The organism is Mesorhizobium sp. M0751 (assembly GCF_040320265.1).
Taxonomy (GTDB): Bacteria; Pseudomonadota; Alphaproteobacteria; order Rhizobiales; family Rhizobiaceae; genus Mesorhizobium.
The window spans coordinates 88,225-112,614 of the sequence record NZ_JAMYPH010000004.1; the positions used below are offsets into that span (position 1 = coordinate 88,225).

At 63.1% G+C, this 24,390-nt stretch carries 21 protein-coding genes; 13 read left to right on the top strand and 8 right to left on the bottom strand.

Annotation, left to right across the window (positions count from 1 at the left end):
* The first annotated feature begins 3 nt into the window (after window positions 1–3).
* The gene (locus tag NKI19_RS08155) at window positions 4–1,500 is read left to right on the top strand and encodes a xylulokinase (protein ID WP_352489524.1); all 1,497 of its coding nucleotides are present in this window, start codon (window positions 4–6) and stop codon (window positions 1,498–1,500) included.
* Here the strand turns inward: NKI19_RS08155 and NKI19_RS08160 are convergent.
* Complete coding sequence (locus NKI19_RS08160; protein WP_352466100.1) at window positions 1,497–2,459, bottom strand: sugar-binding transcriptional regulator; 963 nt, start codon at window positions 2,457–2,459, stop codon at window positions 1,497–1,499. The genes NKI19_RS08155 and NKI19_RS08160 overlap by 4 nt on opposite strands.
* Window positions 2,460–2,725: 266 nt before the next feature.
* On the opposite strand from NKI19_RS08160, the gene NKI19_RS08165 reads away from it, so the two are divergent.
* The 5 genes from NKI19_RS08165 to NKI19_RS08185 all read left to right on the top strand — a co-directional run bounded on the left by NKI19_RS08165 (window position 2,726) and on the right by NKI19_RS08185 (window position 8,045).
* On the top strand, window positions 2,726–3,736 hold the full coding sequence (locus tag NKI19_RS08165; RefSeq protein WP_352489523.1) for an ABC transporter permease: 1,011 nt from the start codon (window positions 2,726–2,728) through the stop codon (window positions 3,734–3,736).
* A gap of 150 nt (window positions 3,737–3,886) precedes the next feature.
* Window positions 3,887–4,825, top strand: coding sequence for a sugar ABC transporter substrate-binding protein (locus NKI19_RS08170; protein WP_352564775.1), 939 nt, complete (start codon window positions 3,887–3,889; stop codon window positions 4,823–4,825).
* 33 nt (window positions 4,826–4,858) lie between these two features.
* Window positions 4,859–6,367: a sugar ABC transporter ATP-binding protein gene (locus NKI19_RS08175; RefSeq protein WP_352489521.1), complete on the top strand. Its 1,509-nt coding sequence runs from the start codon at window positions 4,859–4,861 to the stop codon at window positions 6,365–6,367.
* Between the two features lie 119 nt (window positions 6,368–6,486).
* Complete coding sequence (locus tag NKI19_RS08180; RefSeq protein ID WP_352489520.1) at window positions 6,487–7,251, top strand: SDR family oxidoreductase; 765 nt, start codon at window positions 6,487–6,489, stop codon at window positions 7,249–7,251.
* 8 nt (window positions 7,252–7,259) lie between these two features.
* Complete coding sequence (locus tag NKI19_RS08185; protein WP_352489519.1) at window positions 7,260–8,045, top strand: SDR family oxidoreductase; 786 nt, start codon at window positions 7,260–7,262, stop codon at window positions 8,043–8,045.
* A gap of 52 nt (window positions 8,046–8,097) precedes the next feature.
* Here the strand turns inward: NKI19_RS08185 and NKI19_RS08190 are convergent, their stop codons facing one another.
* Window positions 8,098–9,174, bottom strand: coding sequence for a D-alanine--D-alanine ligase family protein (locus NKI19_RS08190; protein WP_352489518.1), 1,077 nt, complete (start codon window positions 9,172–9,174; stop codon window positions 8,098–8,100).
* A 562-nt stretch (window positions 9,175–9,736) separates the two neighbouring features.
* Here NKI19_RS08190 and NKI19_RS08195 point away from each other — a divergent pair.
* The 5 genes from NKI19_RS08195 to NKI19_RS08215 all read left to right on the top strand — a co-directional run bounded on the left by NKI19_RS08195 (window position 9,737) and on the right by NKI19_RS08215 (window position 15,537).
* Complete coding sequence (locus NKI19_RS08195; RefSeq protein WP_352489517.1) at window positions 9,737–10,708, top strand: ABC transporter substrate-binding protein; 972 nt, start codon at window positions 9,737–9,739, stop codon at window positions 10,706–10,708.
* Between the two features lie 74 nt (window positions 10,709–10,782).
* Window positions 10,783–11,859: a quaternary amine ABC transporter ATP-binding protein gene (locus tag NKI19_RS08200; protein ID WP_352489516.1), complete on the top strand. Its 1,077-nt coding sequence runs from the start codon at window positions 10,783–10,785 to the stop codon at window positions 11,857–11,859.
* Complete coding sequence (locus NKI19_RS08205) at window positions 11,856–13,838, top strand: ABC transporter permease (RefSeq protein WP_352489515.1); 1,983 nt, start codon at window positions 11,856–11,858, stop codon at window positions 13,836–13,838. The genes NKI19_RS08200 and NKI19_RS08205 overlap by 4 nt, the downstream gene beginning before the upstream one ends.
* 137 nt (window positions 13,839–13,975) lie before the next feature.
* Complete coding sequence (locus tag NKI19_RS08210) at window positions 13,976–14,401, top strand: hypothetical protein (RefSeq protein WP_352489514.1); 426 nt, start codon at window positions 13,976–13,978, stop codon at window positions 14,399–14,401.
* A 53-nt stretch (window positions 14,402–14,454) separates the two neighbouring features.
* Entirely contained in the window at window positions 14,455–15,537 is a 1,083-nt protein-coding gene (locus tag NKI19_RS08215) for a calcium-binding protein (protein ID WP_352564777.1), read from the top strand.
* Between the two features lie 123 nt (window positions 15,538–15,660).
* On the opposite strand, the gene NKI19_RS08220 is transcribed toward NKI19_RS08215, so the two are convergent.
* From NKI19_RS08220 to NKI19_RS08240, 5 genes are all read right to left on the bottom strand, one after another.
* Window positions 15,661–16,842: a M20 aminoacylase family protein gene (locus tag NKI19_RS08220; protein ID WP_352489512.1), complete on the bottom strand. Its 1,182-nt coding sequence runs from the start codon at window positions 16,840–16,842 to the stop codon at window positions 15,661–15,663.
* Between the two features lie 41 nt (window positions 16,843–16,883).
* Complete coding sequence (locus NKI19_RS08225) at window positions 16,884–17,657, bottom strand: amino acid ABC transporter ATP-binding protein (RefSeq protein ID WP_352489511.1); 774 nt, start codon at window positions 17,655–17,657, stop codon at window positions 16,884–16,886.
* Window positions 17,644–18,564, bottom strand: a complete 921-nt coding sequence (locus NKI19_RS08230; protein WP_352489510.1) for an amino acid ABC transporter permease — start codon at window positions 18,562–18,564, stop codon at window positions 17,644–17,646. The genes NKI19_RS08225 and NKI19_RS08230 overlap by 14 nt, the downstream gene beginning before the upstream one ends.
* Window positions 18,565–18,572: 8 nt before the next feature.
* Window positions 18,573–19,403, bottom strand: a complete 831-nt coding sequence (locus tag NKI19_RS08235; RefSeq protein WP_502899258.1) for an ABC transporter substrate-binding protein — start codon at window positions 19,401–19,403, stop codon at window positions 18,573–18,575.
* Window positions 19,404–19,475: 72 nt separating this feature from the next.
* Window positions 19,476–20,450 (bottom strand): substrate-binding domain-containing protein, encoded by a 975-nt coding sequence (locus NKI19_RS08240; protein ID WP_352564780.1) that lies wholly within the window; start codon window positions 20,448–20,450, stop codon window positions 19,476–19,478.
* 107 nt (window positions 20,451–20,557) lie between these two features.
* On the opposite strand from NKI19_RS08240, the gene NKI19_RS08245 reads away from it, so the two are divergent.
* The gene (locus NKI19_RS08245) at window positions 20,558–21,895 is read left to right on the top strand and encodes an aminotransferase-like domain-containing protein (protein WP_352489508.1); all 1,338 of its coding nucleotides are present in this window, start codon (window positions 20,558–20,560) and stop codon (window positions 21,893–21,895) included.
* A gap of 26 nt (window positions 21,896–21,921) precedes the next feature.
* Here the strand turns inward: NKI19_RS08245 and NKI19_RS08250 are convergent, their stop codons facing one another.
* Window positions 21,922–23,280, bottom strand: a complete 1,359-nt coding sequence (locus NKI19_RS08250) for a trimethylamine monooxygenase (protein WP_352489507.1) — start codon at window positions 23,278–23,280, stop codon at window positions 21,922–21,924.
* A gap of 260 nt (window positions 23,281–23,540) precedes the next feature.
* Here NKI19_RS08250 and NKI19_RS08255 point away from each other — a divergent pair, with 260 nt between their 5' ends.
* Complete coding sequence (locus NKI19_RS08255; RefSeq protein ID WP_352489506.1) at window positions 23,541–24,260, top strand: helix-turn-helix domain-containing protein; 720 nt, start codon at window positions 23,541–23,543, stop codon at window positions 24,258–24,260.
* The last annotated feature ends 130 nt before the right edge of the window (window positions 24,261–24,390 follow it).

Genomic DNA, 24,390 nt, shown 5'->3' on the forward strand with positions numbered 1-24,390 from the left:
CTGATGGACGATGTCGTAATCGGGATCGACGCCTCGACCACGGCCGTGAAGGCGATTGCCTTCACGCGCGCCGGCGCGGAGCTGTTCCAGGCGCGCGAGACTTATCCGCTTTCAAATCCGAAGCCCGGCCATTTCGAGCAGGACGCCGAACATTGGTGGACGGCGCTGCTTGGGGCACTGAAGCAGGTCACCGAGGCGGTCGGCGCGGCGCGGGTGGCGGCGATCTGCATCGCTCACCAACGCGAGACCTTCACGCTGGTGGACAGCGCCGGCAAACCACTCATCCCGGCGATCCTGTGGCTGGACGAACGCGCCCGGCCGCAGGTTATCAGGCTTTCGGCCGAACTCGGCCGCGAGGCGATCCGCGACTGGAGCGGCAAGCCGCCGGACCCGACGCCGGCGCTCTACGCCATCGCCTGGCTTGCCGAACACCAGCCGCAGGTGCTTCACCAGGCAGCGGCGCTGGTCGACGTGCACGGCTTCTTCGTTCAGCGGCTGACCGGGCGATTGGTCACCAGCACCGCAAGCGCGGATCCGCTCGGGCTGCTCAACGTCGAGAAAGGTACCTGGCATCCCCGTCTCGTTGCGGCCGCCGGACTGCAGATGGAGCAATTGCCCGAGTTGGTCGCGCCGGGCGCAATTTGCGGCGGGCTTTCCACAACCGCGGCGCAACTGACCGGCCTGAAGGCTGGCACGCCGGTTGTGGCAGGAGCCGGTGACGGGCAAGCTATGGGTCTCGGCATGGGCGTCTACGGCGAGGGCAAGAGCTACCTCTCGCTCGGCTCCGGCGTGGTCAGCGGCTGCTATTGCGGCAAGGTGAAAACCTCGGACGCCTTTCGCACGCTGGTCTCGCCGACCGGCTCCGGTTTCATGCTTGAGACCGTGCTGCGCTCGGGCATGCAACTGGTCGACTGGATCGTTCGCACGACAGGTTCGCCGTCAGCGGCAGCGCTGGAGAAAGCGGCGCTGGACGTTGCCGCAGGCAGCGAGGGTCTGCTCATCATGCCCTATTGGGCCGGCGTCATGAGTCCGTATTGGGATGGTGCGGCGCGCGGCGCCATTGTCGGCCTGTCGCTCGATCACCGGCCGGAGCATCTCTTCCGCGCTGTCCTGGAAGGCATCGCCTTCGAGCAGGCCGTCGCCACCGAGGCCATGGAAGCCCAGGCCGGCAGCAGACCGACGGCGATGATTGCCGCCGGCGGTGGCACCAATTGCGCGCTGCTCATGCAGATTATGGCAAGCGTGCTCGAGCGGCCGCTCTCGGTTTCGCCGGTCAACGAAGCCGCCGCGCTCGGCGCTGCCATGCTGGCGGCCTCGGCTATCGGCTGGTTTGCCTCGCCGGAAGCCGCCGCAGAAGTAATGGCTGCCGCTCCCACCAGGCATGTCGATCCGGTCGACGGACTTGTCGCCGGCTATCGCGACCGCAAGGCAATCTACCGCGACCTTTATCAGGCGACGCGCGACATCCACACCCGCCTCGGCGCTCTCAGCGAAATCTAGCGGCCCAGCAGGCCCTTGGCCGCGTCTTCGTCGGTGATCAGAACCGATACCTTGGTGTTGGCGAGCGCCGCCCGCATCACCGCAACCTTCTCGCTGCCTCCCGACACCAGGATGATGCTCGGGATATCCGACAGATCCTGCAGCGGATAGGCGCAGACGCGGCGGTTGACCTCGTGGTCGACCGGCCGGCCCTCGGCGTCGATGAAATGACACAGAATATCGCCGACGGCACCGGCCGCCTGCAGTTCCTCGAGTTCGCTTGGCTTGATGAAGCCGTAATTGGCGATCGGGCTGTCATTGGAAAACGAGCCGACGCTGAGCACGGCGATGTTTGCCCGGCGTGCACGGAAAACGACATCCTGAACGCTGCGCTGGCTCATGAAAGCGTCGCGCTGCTCCGGCCTGTCGGCGTAGACCGGCACCGGCAGCAGGAAGCACTCCGCACCGATCTTTTCGGCGAAATCCCAGGCGCTTTCTGTCGGGTTGAGCGGCTGTGCATGGGTAAGGCCGCCAAGCATCGAAACCACCGTCGTCCTGGCGATGGGCCGCCGCGGCAATTCATTGATGGCGAATTTCAGTGTCCGCCCCCAGCCGAGTGCGATGACATCGCCGGCATTCACATGGTCGGCCAGATAGGCGGCGGCGGCGTGGCCGATCATCAGCGGCGCGTTGCTTCGGTCGGCCGCGGACGGCACGACCACGGCCTGGCTGAGGCCGAACCGCTGCTTGAGGCTTTCCTCCAAAACCACGCATTCGACGACGCTGTCGCGGATGCGAAACTGAACGACACCCTCTTCGCGGGCGGCGGAGAGAATGCGATGCACCTTGATGCGGCCGACGCCGAGAATTTCGGAAATCCGCTCCTGTGTAAGGCCCTCGACATAATAATGCCAGGCGGCGCGGGCCTTGAGTTCGGCGTCTGGGAAGCGCGAGGCTCTTTCGTTCTCTACGATCGTCATCTGTTTGCCTTGCCGCAGCCGCCGGCTCTGCTCATGATATTCCAATCCGGCGACTTCGAAATGCCCAAGATTTCGGAGACCTTGCGTAAGGCAAACCGGCGGACAGCGCAAACCCGTCGTCGAATGAAGCGGCAGGCCTTGACAATTTTCCGACGAACAGTTTAGCTGAACAAAATTGCATACTAAAGATAAATTGTTCACAGGGAGGGGCCTGGTGAACAAAGTGGCCCGGTGATGCAGCGCCGGATTGCTGTGGAGGAGACAAAGTGGCTGTGAGCAACGACGCAAGCGAGTTGAAAGCAGGCTCTGGTGCGCAGGCTACGGCGGGCGCAAAGTTTTCGGCTGTCTTTGCCGGAAGCATGGGTCCGCTGATCGGGCTGGTTCTGCTGTGCCTGGCGCTCTCGCTGACCACCGACACCTTCCTGACTGTCCGCAACATTCTCAATGTGCTCGACCAGGTCACCGTGCTCGGCATCATGGCGATCGGTATGACGCTGGTCATCCTGATCGGCGGCATCGACCTGTCCGTCGGCTCAGTGCTGGCGCTGGCTTCCATGGTGATGGGCTTCGTCGCCCATCCGGACTATCTCAATCTCGGCCTGCCGGCCGGCATCGCCGCAGCCCTCGTCGTCGCCGGCCTTTGCGGGCTGGTTTCGGGCCTGCTGGTGACGGTCACAAAGCTGCCGCCCTTCATCGCCACGCTGGCGATGATGTCGGTGGCGCGCGGCCTCGCCAACATGATCACCGACGGCTCGCAGATCGTCGGCTTTCCCGACTGGTTCACCAGCCTGTCGATCATCCGCCATTTCGGCTTCCTGTCGGTCACTGTCGGGCTGATGATCGTGCTTGCCGTCATTTTCGCGATCTTCCTGAACTACCGGACCACCGGCCGTAGCCTGTACGCAATCGGCGGCAGTGCCGAAGTCGCCCGGCTGTCCGGCATACCGGTCAAGTCGCTGACAAACTGGGTCTATGCGATCTGCGCAGTGCTGGCCGGTCTCGCCGGCATCGTGCTTGCCGCCCGGCTCGATTCCGTCCAGCCGAGCTCCGGCCTCGGCTACGAACTCGACACCATCGCGGCGGTGGTAATCGGCGGCGCCAGCCTGTCGGGCGGCGTCGGCTCGATCGGCGGCACCGCCATCGGCGTCCTCATCATCGGCGTGCTGCGCAACGGGCTGAACCTGCTCGGCGTCTCGCCCTTCATCCAGCAAGTGGTTATCGGCGTGGTGATCGCGCTGGCGGTGGCCACCGACACCTGGCGGCGCCGAGCACAATGAAGAATGGGGCACAATGAAGAATCGGGCTCAACGAGATTCACCCGGATATTCGGGCGAAAACGGATCGGTGATCCGAAACTGGGAGTTGTTCGGCCAAGGGGCGCCGCGATGCGCGGGCAGGACAGATTGAACATCAACGGAGGAATAAACATGCTGACCAAACGTTCATTGCTGCTTGCCGCAGCGGCCGTCATCCCGCTGCTTGGCCTGTCCGACATGGCCTCGGCCAAAGAGGCCAAGAAGCTCGGCCTCGCCGTCGCCAATCTGCAGGCCGACTTCTTCAACCAGATCAAGCAGTCCGTCGAAGCCTACGGCAAGGAAAAGGGCATCGAGGTCGTCACCGTCGACGCCAAAGGCGATTCGGCGACCCAGGTCAGCCAGGTGCAGGACCTGATCACGCAGAACATCGATGCGCTGATCTACATTCCGGCCGGCGCCACCGCCGCTACCGTGCCGACCAAGACCGCCAAGGCTGCCGGCATCCCGGTCATCAATGTCGACCGCAACGCCGACGGCGCGCCCGGCGACACCTTCATCGCCACCAACAGCGTGGCCTCGGCCAAGGCGGTTTGCGACTACATCGCCAAGCAGGCCGGCGGCAAGGGCGAGCTGATCATCATCCACGGCCAGAAGGGTACGACGCCCGAGGTCGACCGCTCGAAGGGCTGCGGCGAAGCGTTGAAGGGCTATCCCGACATCAAGGTGGTCGGCGAATTGTGGAGCGAAGGCTGGCACCAGGACGAAGGCTTCAAGCTGACGCAGGATTTGCTGCAGTCGCACCCCGACGTGTCGATCGTCATCGGCCAGGCCGACGCACTGGCGCTCGGTGCGGCGCAGGCCGTCAAGGTCGCCAATCCCGGCCACAAGGTCTGGGTTGCCGGCTTCGACGGCGACGTGGCGGCGCTCAAGGCACTGAAGGACGGCGTCTTCGACGTGACCGCGACGCAGCAGACCCATGGCATGGGCCGGCTTGCCGTCGATGCAGCAATCAAGCTGGTGGCCGGCGAGACCATTCCCGCCGAACAGCTGCAGGATGCGACGCTGACCACCAAGGACAATGTCGAGCAGTTCATCGCCAAGCATCCCTGATTGAGACCAGTCCGGCAGTCGACGAGCGCAACGATGTCCACCGATCCTCGCCACACGCACAGCCCCCATAACGGGCTCGTCGTCAGCGGCCTCTGCAAGAGCTACGGGCCGGTACAGGTCCTGGCCGATGCGAGCTTCGAAGTGCGGCCGGGTGAGGTCGTGGCGCTGCTTGGCGAAAACGGCGCCGGCAAGTCGACCGTCTCGAACATCATCGCCGGGTCGACGAAACCCGACGCAGGCACCATCAGCTGGCGGGGGAACGCTTATTCCCCCGCCAATCCCGCCGCGGCGATCGACGCCGGCATCGGCATGATCCACCAGGAGCTGAAGCTCTTGCCCGATCTGTCGGTCGCCGAAAACGTCTATGTCGGGCGCCTGCCGATGCGTGGTGGCCGCATCGACCGCGCGGCAATGAATGCACGGGCATCGGCCCAGTTGAGACGTCTCGGCCTCGATGTCTCGCCCGAGCGCAAGGTGCGCACGCTGCGTATCGCCGCCCAGCAGCAGGTCGAGATCGCCAAGGCGCTGACGCTCAATGCCGAGCTGCTGATCTTCGATGAACCGACGGCCGCCCTTGGCGGCGAGGAAACGGAGCTCCTGTTCCAGCAGATCCGCAAGCTCAAGGCGGAAGGCATGTCCTTCATCTATATCAGCCACCGGCTGGACGAGATCGCCCAGATCGCCGACCGCGTGGTGGTGATGCGCGACGGGCGCATCGTCGCCCGGCACGAGCGCGCCGATATTCCGGTGCGCACTGTCGTCGAGCAGATGGTCGGCCGCAGCGTCGAGCGGATGTTCCCGACTTTGTCGGCGCCCCGCAACGACACGCTGCTCGAAGTCGAGAACCTGTCCTCGCCGGAACGCAGCTTTCAAAATGTCAGCTTTTCGGTGCGGGCCGGCGAAATCCTCGGCATTGCCGGGCTGATCGGCGCCGGACGCACGGAGCTGGTGCGGGCGATCGCCGGTGCCGATCCGATTTCATCCGGCTCGGTACGCGTCGCCGGCAGGCCGGTGCATCTCAATGGCCCGGCGGCGGCGATCAAGGCCGGCGTCGTTCTGGTGCCGGAAGACCGCAAGGCACAAGGCGTGGTGCTCGACCAGACGATCGGCGAGAACCTGGCGATCGGCAATTTCGACCATGTTGCGCCGAATGGCTGGGTGTTCCCGAAGGCGGTGCAGAAATTCGCCGAGGCCGGTATTCGCCGGCTCGGCGTCAAGGGCCGGCCGAACCAGGCGGTCAGCAAGCTCTCCGGCGGCAACCAGCAGAAGGTGATCATCGCCAAATGGGTGTCGCGCCCGCCCAAGGTGTTCATCCTGGACGAGCCGACGCGTGGCATCGACGTCGGTGCACGCGCCGCGATCTATGATGTCATCGCCGACCTTGCCCGCTCCGGCATGGCGGTGGTGGTGGTGAGCTCCGACCTCGAGGAAGTTCTCGGCCTGTCGCATCGTGTGCTGGTGCTGAGCCGCGGCCGGCAACGCGGCATTCTCGACCGCAGCGATGCGAGCAACGTCGCCGTCATGGAACTTGCCACAAGCTAGGATCGAAACAAAGCGCAGCAGGTGGTATCCTCCCGGGCACCAGACCGCGCGGGGCGCCAGCAACAGAGTTGGCGCCCCTTCATTTCCGGAGGACGGCGGTCGGAGGAGAGGGACCGACGATGAAACTATTCGAACTTCATGGTGACGTGGCACTTGTGACAGGCGCCGGCAGCGGCATCGGGCAAGCAATCGCCATTGGGCTGGCCGAGGCCGGCGCCGACATCGCCTGCTTCGGCCACGCCTCGAAAGGTGGGCTGGAGGAGACCGCGCACCGGATCACGGCATTGGGCCGCAAGGCGCTGGTGCTGAACGGCACGGTGACTTCAGAGGCCGATCTCGCGGCCGCGATCGAGCGTACGGAGGCGGAACTCGGCGCGTTGACTATCGCCGTCAACAATGCCGGCGTCGCCGGAGCTGAGCCGGCAGAGACGCTGTCGCTGGAGACATGGCAGAAGCTTTATGACGTCAATGTCAGCGGCGTGTTCCTGTCCTGCCAGGCCGAGGCCCGCGCCATGCTGACTCGGCGCAAGGGCTCGATCATCAACATCGCGTCGATGTCGGGCTCGATCGTCAATCGCGGCCTGACCCAGGCGCATTACAATTCGTCGAAAGCCGCGGTCATCCACATGTCGAAGAGCCTCGCCATGGAATGGGCCGATCGCGGCCTGCGCGTCAACGTCGTCAGCCCCGGCTACACGCTGACGCCGATGAACAAGCGGCCGGAGGTCGCCGACCAGGTCAGGATCTTCGAGCGCGACACGCCGATGGGCCGCATGGCGGCGCCGGAAGAGATGGTCGGCCCGACCGTGTTCCTGGCCAGCCGCGCCGCGAGTTTCGTCACCGGCATCGACCTGATCGTCGATGGCGGCTTCGTCTGCTGGTAGGAGAAAAGATGCAGAAGCGATTCCAGGGAAAAACGGCGGTGATCACCGGCGCCAGCGGCGGCATCGGCGCGGCAATGGCCAGGCGCTTCGCGGCGGAAGGTGCTGCGGTCGTCGTCAGCGCAATCGACGCGCGCGTCGACGAGGTCGCCGCCGATCTCAAGGCTGCGGGCGCCAGGGTCGCATCGCTGCGCATGGACGTGACCAGGAAGGACGAGGTCGTCGCCCTCTATGACCTGGCCGAGCAGGAGTTCGGCCGCGTCGACATCTCCGTACAGAATGCCGGTGTCATCACAATCGCCAGGGTCGAGGCGATGACCGAGGCCGAATGGGACAAGGTGATGGCGGTCAACACCAAGGGGGTGTTCCTGTGTTGCCAGGAGGCGATCGCGCGGATCCGCAAGCATGGCGATGGCGGCAGGCTGATCAACACCGCATCCGGCCAGGCGCGGCAGGGCTTTATCTACACGCCGCATTATGCGGCCTCGAAATTCGGCGTCGTCGGCATCACCCAGAGCCTGGCCAAGGAAGTGGCCAAGGAGAAGATCACCGTCAACGCGATCTGCCCCGGCATCATCGACACCGACATGTGGGCCTATAACGATGCCGCGTGGGGCAAGTTGATGGGCGATTACAAGCCCGGCGAGTTGATGGCCGAATGGGTGAAGAATATCCCGATGGGCCGCGCCGGCAGCGGCGAGGATGTCTCCGGTCTGGTCAGCTTTCTCGCCAGCGACGATGCGGCCTACATCACCGGCCAGACCATCAATGTCGATGGCGGCCTGATCATGTCGTGAGCGGCGCGGGCCAACGTACCATCGACCGGATATGAAAGCCGCTTCGCTGCGTTCAGGCTGCTCGGCCGGCCCGTGCCAATCCATGTTCCACGAGCCGGTCGATGATTTCGGAATAGCTGACGCCGCTTGCCGCCATTGCCTTGGAATACATGCTGATATCGGTGAAGCCGGGGATGGTATTGATTTCATTGACCAGGAATTGCATGTCCGGCGTCAGGAAGAAGTCGATGCGCGCCATCCCGTCACAGCCGACGGCTCTGAAAGCCCGTGCGGCCACGTCCCGCATGCCTGCCTCGACCTCCGGCGGCAGTTCGGCCGGCACTTTAAGCGCCGCGCCGCTCTCATCGACGTATTTGGCATCATAGCTGTAGAAACCGTGGCTTTCCGCCGGCACGATCTCGCCTGGCCGCGAGACGAACAAGTCGCCTGCCGGATCCTCCAGCACGCTATATTCGATCTCGCGCCCACGAATGAATTCCTCGGCCAACAGCTTGCAATCGTGCCGGAAGGCTTCAGCAAGCGCTCCATCGAATTCCTGACTGGCATGGACTTTTCTGACGCCGACAGACGATCCCTGACGCGCCGGTTTGATGAAGAGCGGCAGGCCGAGTTCGCTTTCCAGTGTGGCGAGGGCGGGCGCCGCACCTTCATGAATCGTCACTGAGCGCGCGATTGGCAGCCCCGCCGCTTTCAGGAGCCGCTTGGCGACGTCCTTGTCCAGCGCGGTTGCCGAACCAAGGATGCCGCAGCCGGCGAGCGGCACTCGAGCTACCTCGGCCACCCCCTGCACCGAGCCGTCTTCGCCGTGGAGGCCGTGCAGGACCGGAAACAGGATGTCGATCTTCTGCAGATCATAGGGTGTGCCGTCGGCCGGGATCGCCATCATCCGTCCGCACCCACCCGGAACCAGGCAAACTTCCGTGCCGCCCGCAGGTTTTGCGAGCGTACCATCCTCAAAGCTGCTCAACAGCCACTGTCCTTCGCGTGTGACGAAGATTGGGACGGCATCGTATTTGGCGGGCAGCAGCGCCCGCATGACATTGGTTGCTGAAAGCACCGAAACGTCATGCTCGGCGGAACGTCCGCCAAAGAGCACGGCAATACGCAGTCTGTTCAAGGAAGAGGTCATGGAAGCCTCAGATATGATCTGGTGTTGAAACGGTCAGAAGCCGACGGCGATACCGTCATCTCAGGTGTTTCCCATCGGCTGAAGTAAAGCGCTTTGGTCTGCCGCATTGTGTCGTCGCGGCTGATAACCCGATGACTGGCAACCTTGGCTTTTTTCGAACCGGTCCACGGGTCCATGCAAAAAGACGGCCTTGAAATCGGCACCGGCGTTAATCGTTGCGCGACGTGAACGTTGGTATATATAATTTCATCTCATGAAAGTGGCTCTGGTCGAGTTGCCGAGCCAACAGCCGAGGTCATGGGACTTTGATGGTTTGCCCCTCAAGACCGGCGATCGATCCGTGGATGACTGCTTCGGCAGCAATCCTTCGGCAATCATGACGCGGCCGGTCCCGCCACATCTTCACCAATTTGGGCACCACCCCGTTTTGCGCCGGCATCCGCTTCGGCAGCATTGTGGCGCCTACGGCCTTGCGCAACGACCAGCTTTTCCAACACAATCAAAAAAAGACGCAAGAAGGGAACTACGATAACTTCCACCAGAGCTTGACAGGAGAACAAGCATGTCACTTCGGAGCATGATTTCGAATTTCTCAATGGGAGCCTTAACACTTGCCGCAGCCGCACTGACATCTTCGGCCTATGCGGCAGCGCCGGAATCCAACGACCCGATCAAGATCGCACTGTTCGATTGGACCAGCGTCAATCTGAACGCCAAGATCCTTGGCGGCATCCTCGAAAAGCTCGGCTATACCGTCGAATATCCGACCGCCGACTATCTCTCCAGCCTGACCACCGGCCTGACCAATGGCGACATCGATGTCGGCCTGGAATTCTGGGACACGACGGCCGGCGAGGCGATGAAGGCCTCGGACGCGACGGGCCAGACCGAACGCCTTGGCAAGCTCGGGCCCAAGGCCAAGGAAGAATGGTGGTTTCCCGAATACATGAAAGAGAAATGCCCCGGCCTGCCGAACTGGGAAGCGCTGAAAGACCCGAAATGCGCCGAGGCCTTTTCGACGGCCGAAACCACACCGAAGGGGCGCTATCTCGGCGGACCTGTGACATGGGAAGGTTTTGACGACGAACGCGTCGAGGCGCTGAAACTGCCCTTCACCGTCATCCATGCCGGCACCGATGCGGCGATGTTCGCCGAACTGGACTCGGCCTATCAGCGCAAGGCGCCGATCATGCTGTGGATCTATTCGCCGCATTGGGCGCCGGCCAAATACAAGGGTGAATGGGTCGAATTCCCCGACTATACGACAGAGTGCTACACCGACCCGAAATGGGGTGTGAACCCCGACGCGAAATATGACTGCGGCAAGCCGCATGGCGAGATCTGGAAATATTCCTGGGCCGGCATGAAGGACAAATGGCCTGTCGCCTACAAGGTCGCGAAAAACTACACGGTCGATACCGACGAGCTCAACAAGATGAGCGGCCAGATCGATCTCGAAGGCAAGACGCCGGAAGACGTCGCCGCCGCCTGGATCGCCGCCCACGAAGCCGACTGGAAAGCCTGGGCCGAATGACCGTCTAACTGGAAATCCGACGACCCGGCCATTCGTGGCCGGGTCTCGATCCCGTGTTCCAGAAGGACGATCGCATGACCGATACGATTGAACAGGCGGCGAAATCGGGCAACGATGCCCGCCCGATAAAGCTTGCCTGTCGCAATGTCTGGAAGCTGTTCGGGACGGACGCCGCCAACTTCATCCGCCGGCGCGACGGCAGGGCCAGCCTGGCGGACATCGCTGCGGCCGGACTGGTTGGCGCGGTGCGCGCCGTCGATCTCGAAATCCGCCAAGGCGAGATCTTCATCATCATGGGACTTTCGGGGTCAGGCAAGTCGACGCTGGTGCGCTGCATGTCGCGGCTGATCGAGCCGACCCACGGCAAGGTCGAGTTCGAGGGCAAGGACCTGCTCAAGATTTCCGATGCCGCGCTGATTGAGCTGCGACGCCACCGCATGGGCATGGTGTTCCAGAATTTTGCCTTGCTGCCGCATCTCGACGTACTGGAGAACATCGCCTTTCCCCTGGGCATCCAGGGGCAGGACCGGCCGACGCGCGAAAAGCGGGCTCGCGAGGTCATCGAGCTGGTCGGCTTGCGCGGCCGCGAGCATTTCTATCCGCGCGAGCTTTCCGGCGGACAGCAGCAGCGTGTCGGCATCGCCCGCAGCCTCGCCACGAAGCCGGAAATCTGGTTCCTCGACGAGCCGTTCTCGGCCCTCGATCCGCTTATCCGCCGTGAGATGCAGGACGAGCTGATGCGGCTGCAGACCATGCTGCACAAGACCATCGTCTTCATCACCCATGATTTCGACGAGGCCATCCGGCTGGCCGATCGTATCGCCATCATGAAGGACGGCGAGGTCATCCAGATCGGCACGCCGGAAGAGCTGGTGGTCAATCCGGCGACCGCCTATGTCGCCGAATTCACCCGCGACGTCGACCGCGCCAAGGTGATCTCGGCGCGCAGCCTGATGCGCGCCTGCGACGGCGCCGAGTACGGCGGCACGGTCGCGCCGGATGCCAAGATTGCCAGTTTCTCTGCAGATATTGTCTCTGCCGGCAAGCCCTTCGCGGTGGTCAACGGCACCGGCAAGCCGATCGGCGAAGTCACGCCGCAGGCGGTGATCGATCTTCTCGCCGGCATAGAACGTCGTGGGGCCGGCGCATGACGGTCGCGGCAAGCGCCAGCGCAGCGAGGCCCCGGCCGGTTCAAACCTGGCTGGCGATCTGGGCCTGTGCGCTCGCCGCCGTGCTTATTGTCTTCCGGCTGCAGGAAAGCCTGCCCTGGGCGGTCAATTACCCGGCCGGCGCGACCGTTCCTGTCGCCGACTGGGTCAGTGCGCTGATGAACTGGTTGAAGTCGAACTTCTCCTGGCTGACCCGCTCGATCACCGCGGTGCTCGGCGTACCGCTCGATTTCGCGCTCGGTCTTCTGGCCAAGAATTTCAAGATCGGCCATGGCGCGGATATGATCGTCTTGCCGCGCCTGTCCTGGGTCGGCGTCTGCGCTTCCGCCTACCTTGCCGGGCGCGCCGCCGGCGGCTGGAAGCTGGGTGCGCTGGTCGGCGGCTGTTTTCTCTACATCGCGCTGTTCGGGCAGTGGACCAGCGCCATGCTGACGCTGGGCCTGATCTCGATCGCCGTGCCGTTTTGCATTGTCACCGGGCTGTTCGCCGGCATCTGGGCATGGCGCAAGCCTTGGGCGGAGAGGCTGTTGATCTCCCCTGCCCTCGATCTGATGCAGACGATCCCGACCTTCGCCTATCTGATCCCGATGCTGCTTCTGTTCGGCAACAGCCCAGTCTCGGCAATGATCGCGACGGCAATTTTCGCGACGCCGCCAATGGTGCGGGCGACGATGCTCGGCCTGTCGCGGGTGCCGTCGGAGATCGACGATTTCAGCGAGATGGCCGGCTGCACGGCTCGGCAGAAGCTGTGGCGGGTGCTGTTGCCGTCGGCGCGGCCGACATTGATGGTCGGCGTCAACCAGGTCATCATGCTGGCGCTCAATATGGTGATCATCGCCTCGATGATCGGCGCCGGCGGGCTCGGCTATGACGTGCTTTTGGCGTTGCGCGCGCTCAAGGTCGGCGAGGCGATGGAAGCTGGCCTCGCCATTGTCGCGCTGGCAATTGCACTCGACCGGCTGAGCCAGGCGATCGCGCACAATCACGCCAAGGGCAATGTCCGCCATCAGGCCAGCACCAGGTTCTGGCGGCGCTATCCCAATCTGACGCTGGCCGTTGCCATCCTCGCCGTCACCACGCTGCTCGGCCTGTTCGTGCCGGCCTTCGCCGCCGTGCCGAAAGCGATCACCTTCACCACCGCGCCTTTGTGGAAGGCGGCGGTGAACTGGATCACCATCAACTTCTTCGACACGATCGAAGCGTTCCGGGTGGCGCTTATCCTCAATGTGCTCAACCCGGTGCGCGCCTTCTGCGAGGGTTTTCCGTGGCTGGGCGCGGTGTGTCTGCTCGGCCTTGCCGGCTACCAGCTCGGCGGCTTGCGCCTCGCCGCCCTGGTCGCGGCTTTGACAGCGTTCTGCGCCGTCACCGGACTTTGGGAAAAGACCATGGCGACGGTATATTTGTGCGGCATCTCGGCCTTTATCGCCTGCCTGATCGGCATCCCGATCGGGCTCATGGCATCGCGCAGCAACCGCTTCGAAAAGATCGTCACGCCGGTCATCGACACACTGCAGGTGCTGCCGTCGTTCTGCTTCATCATTCCAGTGGTGATGCTGTTCAGGGTCGGCGACGTCACCGCGATGATCGCCACTGTCGCCTTCGCCGTGGTGCCGGCGATCCGCTACACCAATCACGGCATCCGGCAGGTGCCGCCGGCGCTGATCGAGGCGGCGAAGGTTTCCGGCTGCACCAGGCGGCAGACCTTCTTTCGCGTGCAACTGCCGCTGGCGTTGCCCGAGATCATGCTCGGCGTCAACCAGACCATCCTGATGGCGCTGGCGATGATCATCATCTGCGCCATGGTCGGCACCCGCGATCTCGGCCAGGAGGTGTTCATCGCCCTGTCCAAGGCCGATTCCGGCCGCGGCATCGTCGCCGGCCTGGCCATCGCCTTCATCGGTATCGTCGCCGACCGGCTGTTCAACGCCTGGACGGCGAAGGCTCGGGCAAGGCTGGGATAGTCCGGGATGTAATGGCGCGCCGGTGATGAGTTACCGACCCCTACGCCCAAAGACATAGCCCTTCGGGATTATTGCTCGCTCTAGCCTCACATCGTACGGCTGTCATGGGACGGGTAGGCTCAGCAGGAGAGCGGATAATGTCTAAACGCGTTCCCTTTACTACCGGTGATCTAGCAGATCATCAGTGGGGCATCGATGACGCCCTCACAGGCGATCCGAATACGAATATCTTGACCGGCGACGCTGGCGGCAGCCTGCTCGATTTCTCAAGAGGCGGCAACGACACCTTTACGGAAACCGCACCGTCGACCTACACCTTCTACGGCGACGCGGCTCGGAGCTTGTTCAATTTTGCTCGGGGCGGTGACGATACCTTCACCACGGGGCTGTCATCCTCCACCACCACTGCCTTTGGTGACGCGGGCGACGATATGTCGGACCATAGCAGGGGCGGCAACGATATCTTCAACAGTGGAGTGGCAAGGCAGGTAGTCGATACCTTCTATGGTGACGCCGGCGGCAAGATGTTCGGCTATGCCCGGGCGGGGATGACACTTTCCTGACCAGCACTGTACAAGGAGCTACCCACACCTTCTACGGTGATGCCGGCGGCGAAATGTCGGATCACAGCAAGGGCGGCAACGACACCTTCCAGGGCTCCAGGCAGGCCACGAACACCTTCTTCGGTGACTCCGGCAGCAACATGTCCGGCAATGCCCAGGGCGGCGACGACAGCTATACGAGCCGGACCGACTCGCTCAACACTTTCTACGGCGATGCCGGCGGCGATATGTCGGACCATGCTCAGGGCGGCGACGACACGTTCACGGGCGCCTTCTTTTCCACCAGCACTTTCTTCGGCGATGCCGGCGGTGACATGTCGGACCATGCTCAGGGCGGCGACGACCATTACACGGATCTGGGTGGGGCGATCCCGAACAAAACCCTCTTTGGCGACGCGGGCGGGGATCTTTCCGGTTTTGCCAAAGGCGGCAACGACAACTTCACGAGCGCTGGTGGGTCCCAGACAAGTTTCTACGGTGACGCGGGCGCCAACATGTCCGACCACGCTCGCGGCGGCGACGACACGGCCGTGCTGCAAGGCACTCATAATTTAGGGTATGGCGATGCGGGCACGATGCTCGGCAGCGCTGTGGGCGGCAATGATTCCCTGACTGGCGGCGACAGGAGCTCCGGTCCGGATGTTCTGAGCGAGTTGTATGGCGACGCATTCGCCATGTCCGGTTCCGCCCAGGCCGGTAACGACATTCTTACCGGAGGCCACAACAACGAAAGCGGCCAGGTCCGCAACTTCCTGTGCGGCGACGCACAGCAAATGTCCGGTTCGGCCAAGGGTGGAAACGATACCCTGTACGCCGGGAGTGCGGCACCCGGCTGCACGGTCATCAACGACATGTGGGGTGACGGACAACTGAGCGAGTTGGCTCAGGGCGGCAGAGACCAATTCATATTCAAGGACAATGGTTCAATGACGGTCGGAACCCAAAACACCATCTACGACTTCAGCCAGACTCAAGGCGACACCATTGTGTTTAGTGGCGTGGAGGGCGTGCAATCGTTCGATGATCTCACAATTGCCCAAAGTGGAACCGACACCATCATTACCGCAGGAGTCGATCAAGTTACACTCGCAAACTTTACAAGCCCGCTGACGACGAGTGACTTTTTGTTCGTCTGAAAGTGAAGCTCTTATCGCATTCGTAGAGGGGGAATGCGTGAGAATTCGTTGAGCATCGTCGCGCGGCCGGTCGCCCCAATTCTGCTCGACCGGCCGATCGACAATGCAAGCCGCAGGTATGGCTCAAGCGGCCAGAAATCTCTCGGTCAATCGAGCCCAGAGCGCTGCGCCGACGGTCAAATTGCCGTCGTTGAAATCATATTTCGAGCTGTGCAGGATAGCTGAATCCTCGCCGTTTCCGAGGCGCAGGAAGCAACCGGGTTTGTGTTCGAGGAAATAAGAAAAATCTTCGCTGCCGGGGATCAACGGGCAGACGGACACCTTATCCTCGCCGACGAGTTCGACAGCGACGTCTGTCGCAAAGGACGTCTCGCCCTCGGAATTGATCACCACCGGGTAGCCGCGCTCGTAATCGATCTCGACCATTGCGCCATGCGCCTGCGCCACAAGTTCTGCGATGTTGCGAATACGCTGCTCGAGCGTGTCGCGGATCTCGGCCGAGAAGGAGCGGACGCTCAGCGTGATCTCGGCGTGTTCCGGGATGACGTTGGAGGCCGTGCCGCCGTGAATGGTGCCGACGGTAACGACAGCCGTCTCGATCGGGTTGACGTTGCGCGACACAACCGTCTGCAGGGTCATGACGATATTGGCGGCAGCGACGATCGGGTCGACCGTCAGGTGCGGACGCGAGGCGTGGCCGCCACGCCCGGCGATCCTGATGGTGACGGTATCGCTCGCCGCCATCAGCGGCCCGGCGCGCATCAGGAATGAACCCGCCGGCGCGCCCGGATGGTTGTGCAGCCCGAATATCGCATCGCAGGGAAAGCGTTCGAACAGGCCGTCGGCGATCATCGCCTGCGCCCCGCTTCCCTTGCCGGCTTCCTCGGCCGGCTGGAAGATGAGGTTGACCGTGCCATTGAAGTGCCTTGTGCGCGCCAGGTATTCGGCCGCGCCGAGCAGCATCGTGGTATGGCCGTCATGGCCGCAGGCGTGCATCTTGCCGCTGGCCTGGCTGGCATAAGGGAGATTGGTCGCTTCGGTGATCGGCAAGGCGTCCATGTCGGCACGGATGGCGATGCTGCGGCCGCTGCCCTGGCGCAAGCGGCCGACGACGCCGAGGCCGCCGACATTGCGCGTCACCTCGTAGCCCCAGCTTTCGAGCCGTTCGGCAACGTATGCTGCCGTTTCGTACTCCTGGAATGAAAGCTCGGGATGCGCGTGCAGGTGCTGGCGAGCCGCTGCAAGCTCGGCGGCCTTGTCGGCGAGGTCGGAAATATCGGCGAACTGGTTGGAGGTCTTTGGCATGGGGGGTCCTTTGCCGAGCACGTAATCTCGCCGGCTTTGCTTTAGATGAAACGGCTCAAGAAAGCCCGCGTGCGCGGGTGCCTGGGTTTGGCGAGAACCTCGTCCGGAGGCCCGGCCTCGATCACATTACCGTCGTCCATGAACACCACCCGATCCGCCGCTTCGCGGGCGAAACCGATCTCATGCGTGACCACGATCATGGTCAAGCCCCGCCTGGCGAGATCGCGCATGGTGGCGAGCACCTCGCCGACCAGTTCCGGATCGAGCGCCGACGTCGGCTCGTCGAAGAGCATCAATTTCGGGCGGATGGCGAGCGCCCGAGCGATGGCGACGCGCTGCTGCTGGCCGCCCGAAAGCTGGCGCGGATAGGCATCGATCTTGTCGGCGAGGCCGACACGGGTCAGCAGTTCGCGGGCGTAGCCGATCGCCTCCTTGCGGTTCTCCCGGTGAACGCCGACCGGAGCCTCGATGACGTTCTGCAGGGTCGTCATGTGCGGATAGAGATTGAACTGCTGGAACACCATGCCAATCTTGCGCCGCTGCGCGGCGATCGCGCGCTCGGAAAGCTTGTCGAGGCGGCCGTCGTGCAACCGGTAACCGATCTGCTCTCCGTCCACCTCGATCGACCCTTGATCGATCGCCTCCAGATGATTGATGCATCGCAGGAAGGTCGACTTTCCCGAGCCGGACGGTCCGAGAATGACCACCACCTCGCCAGGCGCGACGTCCAGGTCGATGCCCTTCAGCACCTCGAGCGGGCCGAACGCCTTGTGAACGTTGCGCGCCCGGACCAGGGGCGTGTCATGCGCGCTCATTGGCGGCCTCCAGGGTGGCGGTCGCTGACTTCTCGCGGGCGCCGCGGTCGCCGCGGCTGTAGTGGCGCTCGATCGCGCCTTGCGCGACATTGAGAACCGAGGTGATCAGCAGATACCAGAGCACTGCAACCATCAGCAGCGGAATGATTTCGAAGGTGCGGTTGTAGATCGACTGCACCGAATAGAGCAGGTCGGCCATGGCGATGACGCTGACAAGCGACGTCGCCTTGATCATGCTGATCAGCTGATTGCCGGTCGGCGGGACGATCGACCGCATCGCCTGTGGGATGATGATGCGCCGCAAGGCTCGCGCGCGCGTCATGCCGAAGGCTTCAGCCGTTTCGGCCTGTCCGTTGTCCACCGACAGCAGCCCGCCACGGATGATCTCGGCCATGTAGGCGGCCTCGTTCAGCGCCAGACCAAGAACCGCGGCCGTCAAAGGCGTGATCAGGTCGTTGGTGTTCCAGCTGGCGAACCCGATGGAAATGCGCGGAAACAGCGTCGAAAGATTGTACCACAGGATGAGCTGCACCAGCAGCGGCGTTCCCCGGAAGAACCAGATGAAGAGTCCGGATAGAAAAGATGCCAGCCTGTCCTTCGACATGCGCGCAATTGCGAGCAGCAGACCGAGCACGATACCCAGGATCATCGCCACGACCGTCAGGCCGAGCGTTACGGAAAGCCCCTGCATGACTGTCGGATCGAAGAAATACTGGGCGACCACAGGCCAGCCGAAATTCGGGTTGACCGCAACGATATAGGCGAAGCCGGCGGCCACCGCGACGGTAAACGCCCAGAGCGCCAGCCGGACGAGCGGAAATGGCCGGTGGGCTCGTTTGACGTCGCGCAGCGCGTCGTCGGCACGTCGCGGCACCCCGGCCGCGTAGGCAGCGGTCGCGTCGGTCATTGCAGCCTCTACTGGCCCTGGTTGATGCCGGGCGCGTCGATCATGTTCTTCTCGAGGCCCCACTTCTTCATCACCGTAGCATAGGTGCCGTTCTTCATCAGGATCTTGAAGGCGTCGAGCAGTACACCGCCCAGCGGCGAGCCCTTCTTGACGACGGCGCCTTGATAGATGTCCTTGAAGCCATTGGCCTGGCCGACACCTGAAAGTTCCAGTTGGCCCTTCGCCTGCTCGACGAAGAAGGTCAGCGGCGCCTGCGAGGAAAAGAATGCGTCAGAGCGTTTCGACCGGACGGCCAGTATCGAGCTCGGCTGGTCGGTGAAGGATTGCACCTCGACGGCCGGCTTGCCGCCCTCGCTGCATTTCTGCGCCTGCTGCTTGATGACCTTTTCTGCCGAGCCACCCGACATCACGGCAATGCGCTTGCCGCACGCGGTGTCGAGCGAGGTGATGCCTTGCGGGTTGCCCTTCTCGACGGCGAAGACGACGTATTCGCGCACCCAATCGACGAAGTCGTTGGATTTCTGCCGGTCGGGATAGTCGCCGACAGGCCCCATCGCGAACTGATAACGGCCGGCATTGATGCCGCTCAGCAAAGCCGGCAGGCCGGCGACCGAGGCGTGATCGACCTCAACACCGAGCAGCTGGCCGATGGCGTCGGAAATGTCCCTGGTCGCCCCCGACAGTTCGGTGCCGGTGACGATCTCATAGGGCGGGAACGAGCCGTTGTTGACGGCGGTGATCTTTCCCGCCGTGCGGATCTCTTCCGGCAGCCGGGCGCGCAAGTCTTCGTTCACCGATTGCTTCTGGATATCCTGGGCAAAGCTGGCCTGCGCCAGCATGGTGACGAGCGAGGCGAATATGAAGCTGATTGTCCTCATGGCATTCTCCTTCGTGTTCTTCGTTGCGCGTTGTCACGCTGCGGTGGCCCGCGACCTGGCTTCGAAAGGAAACAAGGCTTCGGCGGAAATCGGTTCCGTCAGAATGCCCTGGGCATGGAGCTCGGTGACGAAATCCTCGATCATGCGCCGGTTGGCAGGCAGGCCGCTGGCGTTCCAGGAGGCAGGCAGGTCGCGCCCCGCATGAAGCAGCTCCTCGAGGATCCAGGGCGAGGTGTCGGCATATTTTCGGCGCTTTGCCGTCCAGACGCGCTGGCTTTCGTCGATCAGCCTGGCGAGTTCGTGAGGCAGCCAGGGATGCTCCCTGGCCAGAGCGGCCTTGACGGCGACCAGATGCATGCCCGGGACATAATCGACGTCGGCGAAATAGGCGCGTTCGGCCGCGCGAAAATCGCGCAGCACTTGCCGGAAGCCGGAAGCCGGGTCGAAAAAGCCGTCCGGCATGAAGGGCGTGAAAACGGCGTCGAGCTCGCCTTGCGCCAGCAGCTCCATCATCGGGCGTTCGCCCGGTGCCGCTTCGATGCGCCCCGGCCTACCGAATCCGTCGAGGCGGTCGGCGATCGGGTGCTCGGATGTCAGCCTGCCGGCGAACCAATAGGCATCCTCGACGCCGATGCCTTCCCGGCGAAGCGCCGCGCGTGTCCATGTGTTGCCGGAATCGCGCCAGCCGGTCACGCCGATTCGTTTGCCGGCAAGGTCGGAAAGCCGTTCCAGCGGGCTGGCCTCGACCGTGATGATGCAGCGATGGCGAAAGCCGCGCATGATGAAGCACGGTAGTCCAACCACCGTATCCCAGCCCGAAGCCATGGCCGACACATAACGGCTGAACGAGACCTCCGCCGCATCGTAGTTCGGATCGGTGCCGAGATCCGCGATCAGCGTGGCGACGCGGTCAACCTTCACCGACAGGCGGCTCGACGTGACGTCACCCAGGACCAAGGGCGTGAGATAGTCCCAATCGCGGGTGGCTATGGTGATGGAGACGGGCATCGGCACGAACTTCAAAGCTGTTTGACCGGCGATTGGTAAATGTTTATTTTTGGCCGATCAAATGTTATTATGTTATTGAACATTAGCTTTAACGGTCGCGGGTGCCGATGGATTTCGATGCAGGATGGTTCGCTGAACGCCTTGGCGACCGCACGATGCGCGGCATCGCGCGCGAGACCAGTGCGCTAATCAGAAGCGGCGCGCTGCCTGTTGGCGCAAAACTTCCGCCGGTGCGCGATCTGGCCTATGTGCTCGGCGTCAGCCCGGCGACGGTCTCGCAGGCGTGGAGCGAACTGCGGCGCTACAAGATCATCGGCGGCCGCGGGCGCAACGGCACCTGGATCATGGGCAACCGCTTTGCCGCCCGGCCGGAGCGCCACATGAGCGGCGGCAATTACGGACACGACGTTCTGAACCTGGCGATCGCGGAGCCCGATGTGCAGCTCTTGCCGCCGCTCGGCATCGCGCTGGCGCATGGCGCGCGCGCCGAAAAGCTCAACAGCTACGAGCGGGTGCGCATCCTGCCCGAGCTGGAGGCCGCAGTGCGCCCGTCATGGCCGTACGATCCCGGCGCGTTCCTGGCCACCAATGGCGGTTACAACGCCATCTACACCTTGCTGCATGCGCTGGTCCCGCCGGGAGCGCCGGTGGCCATCGAGAACCCGACGGCGCTTCGCCTGCTCGACATCCTCGAGGATCTCGACGTGCCGATCATTCCGGTGGACTGCGACAGTGAAGGCCCCTTGCCGGATGCACTTGCCGACGCTCTGCGGCAGCGGCCTGTCGCGTTCCTGTTCCAGCCGCGCGTCCATTCGGTGACCGGCGCCTGCATGTCGTCGGCGCGGCTGGAAGTCATCGGCGACCTGCTCGCCGGCACCGACGTACTGACCGTCGAAGATGACGGCGTCGGCGATATTGCCTCGGCGCCGCGCATTTCGCTGGGCCGGCGTTTTCCCGACCGCGTCGTCCATATCCTGTCCTATTCCAAGACCCATGGCCCGGACCTGCGGCTCGCCGTCCTGTCCGGATCGGCGACGATCGTCGAGCAGATCCAGTCCTATCGCAGCTTCAGCTCGGGATGGACCAGCCGTATCCTGCAGGCCGCCACCGCCTGGCTGCTGCAAGACCCGGCCACGGCTGCCCTCATTGAGCAGGCGAAGGAGGTGTATAGCCACCGCCGCGAACGGCTCGCCGGCGAATTGGCGAAACGCGATGTCGCGATCGACGCCGGATATGGTCTCAGCGTCCTCATTCCGGTTGCTTCGGAACCTTACGCGATGGTCACGCTGGCCGCGCACGGCATCGCGGTCCATGCCGGAGCGAAGTTTTCGACAGGAAAAACGAACGCTGTCCGCGTCGCGACCAGCATCCTGGACGAGGAGCACCTCGAGCACGTCGCAAATTCCCTGGCGCTGGCAGCCAACCCGGCGCGGGAAGTTATCTGAGGCAAGGCAATCGTCGTTCGGACTGCCTACTCCGCCGCCACGCCTTTCACTTCGAGATAGCTCTCCATAGAATCGTCCATCGCCTGCAGCCAGGGCGTATGGTGCAGCGGCGCCATCGTGCCGGTCATCAGCGAGCGATAGGAATGGTCGCGGAAGCCCATGATGTCTTCCGCCTTGTGGTGCTCCCATTCCATGAAGGTCTGGTTGACAGCCTCGACATCGAAGCCGGGATAGTCGGTCTGCTCCATCAACTCCCTGGTGTAGTCGCCCTGGAACCAGATCATCTGCTCGGCGTCTTCCAGCGTTTCCTCGCGTGCCCGCCACTTTTTGCCGTGCTCGGCCATCGCTTCGGCCGAGGGCAGCTTGATGCGGCCCATGATGACGTCGCGGGCGAACCAGGCCTGCGCGTCGAACATGTTGAAGGTGTAGAACTGGTCCTGCATGCCGATATAGGACAGCTTCGGGTTTTTCTCCCAGACGACGCCCTCGTAGAGCCCGTCCGGCCACATGCGGTTGGCGGTCTTCAGCTTCAAATCCTCGGTCAGGAACGGGAAGGAATGGAGGTAGCCGGTGCACAGGATGATGGCGTCGACGTCTTTGGTGCTGCCGTCCTTGAAATGCGCCGTCTTGCCGACGACCTTCTGCAGCAGCGGTACTTCCTTCCAGTTCTCCGGCCATTTGAAGCCCATCGGCTTCGAGCGGTAGCTGGAGGTGATCGATTTGGCGCCGTATTTGTAGCATTGCGAGCCGATGTCCTCGGCCGAATAGGAACGGCCGATGATCAAAATGTCCTTGCCCTTGAATTCCATCGCGTCGCGGAAATCGTGGCTGTGCAGGATGCGACCATTGAAGGTCGAGAAGTCCTCGAAATAGGGAACGTTGGGCACGGAGAAATGCCCCGAAGCGACGACGACATTGTCGAACTCTTCCGAGTACGTGACGTCGTTGGTGCGATCATGCGCGGTGACGGTGAACTTCTTCGTCGCGTCGGAAAAGGTGACCATGCGCACCGGGCTGTTGAAGCGCACCCATTGGCGCACGCCGGATTTTTCGACGCGGCCCTTGATGTAGTCCCACAGGACGGCGCGTGGCGGATAGGAGCCGATCGGCCGGCCGAAATGCTCCTCGAACGTATAGTCTGCGAATTCCAGGCATTCCTTCGGGCCGTTCGACCAGAGGTAACGGTACATCGAGCCATGCACCGGGTCGCCGTGCTCGTCGAGGCCGGTGCGCCAGGTGTAGTTCCACAGGCCGCCCCAGTCGGACTGCTTTTCGAAGCAGACGATCTCGGGAATATCGGCGCCCTTGTCGGCAGCCGACTTGAAGGCCCTGAGCTGGGCCATGCCGGACGGCCCGGCTCCGATGACGGCAACACGATCTTTCATTGCGGGCCTCCCGATCTCATTTCTCTAACGAAACAAATTTCACTGACAGGACAGTAATTGCCCCTTCGATGCTGTCAACAGGGCTTGTCGCGAAACCCTCGTTTCACCACGCTGGATTTCCAAGCGAGGCCCGACCTCGGGAGAAATCCGGACCGCTGACAATTCGCCACAAGTGGCTTGCCGTAGCAGTTGCGCTTCTGTATCGGCACCGAATATGTTCACCGTGAGTGAAATGAATCGGCAAGGTCCGGGGTGGCGAAATGGCGAGAAAAGCATCCAGTCTGAAGCCTGCTGCGGCCGTCGTCGCCGCCAAAGCCAAGCCGTCGGTCGCTGCAATCGATCCGCGCAAGATACGCGCGCCGCTCACCCAGAACCCGCACGCCATTCGCGACACCCGCGAAAAAGTGCTGGAGGTCGCAATTGGCCGCGAGGTGCGGGCATTCCGCAAGAAGCTCGGCATCACCGTCGCCGATCTGGCTGCCGCCACCGACATTTCGCTTGGCATGCTGTCGAAGATCGAGAACGGTATCACCTCACCGTCGCTGACCACCTTGCAGGCACTGTCGCGGGCGCTCGGCGTTCCCGTCACCGCCTTCTTCCGCCGCTTCGAGGAGGAGCGCAGCGCCGTCTTCGTCAAGGCCGGCGAAGGCCTCGACGTCGAGCGCCGCGGCACGCGCGCCGGCCACCAGTACAATCTGCTCGGCCATATCGGCTCCAACACCAGCGGCGTCGTCGTCGAACCCTATCTGATCACGCTGACCGAGGATTCCGACGTGTTCCCGACCTTCCAGCACGAGGGCATGGAATTCCTCTATATGCTCGAAGGCGAGGTGGTTTACCGGCACGGCAGCAATCTCTACCCGATGAAACCCGGCGACAGCCTGTTCTTCGACGCAGACGCGCCGCACGGACCGGAAGTGCTGAGCGTCCTGCCGATGCGCTATCTCTCGATCATCTGCTACCCGCAAAGCGCGGGGTAACGGAGATCTGTCTCCCCCTTGGTCGCCTTGTGAGCGAGATCGGCGGCTTCGCGACGGCTACTCTTTTGCAGCATTGGTAGTTGGCGAAAGCCGAAGTGACATTCGATCTCCCCCCTAGAGGGGGAGATGT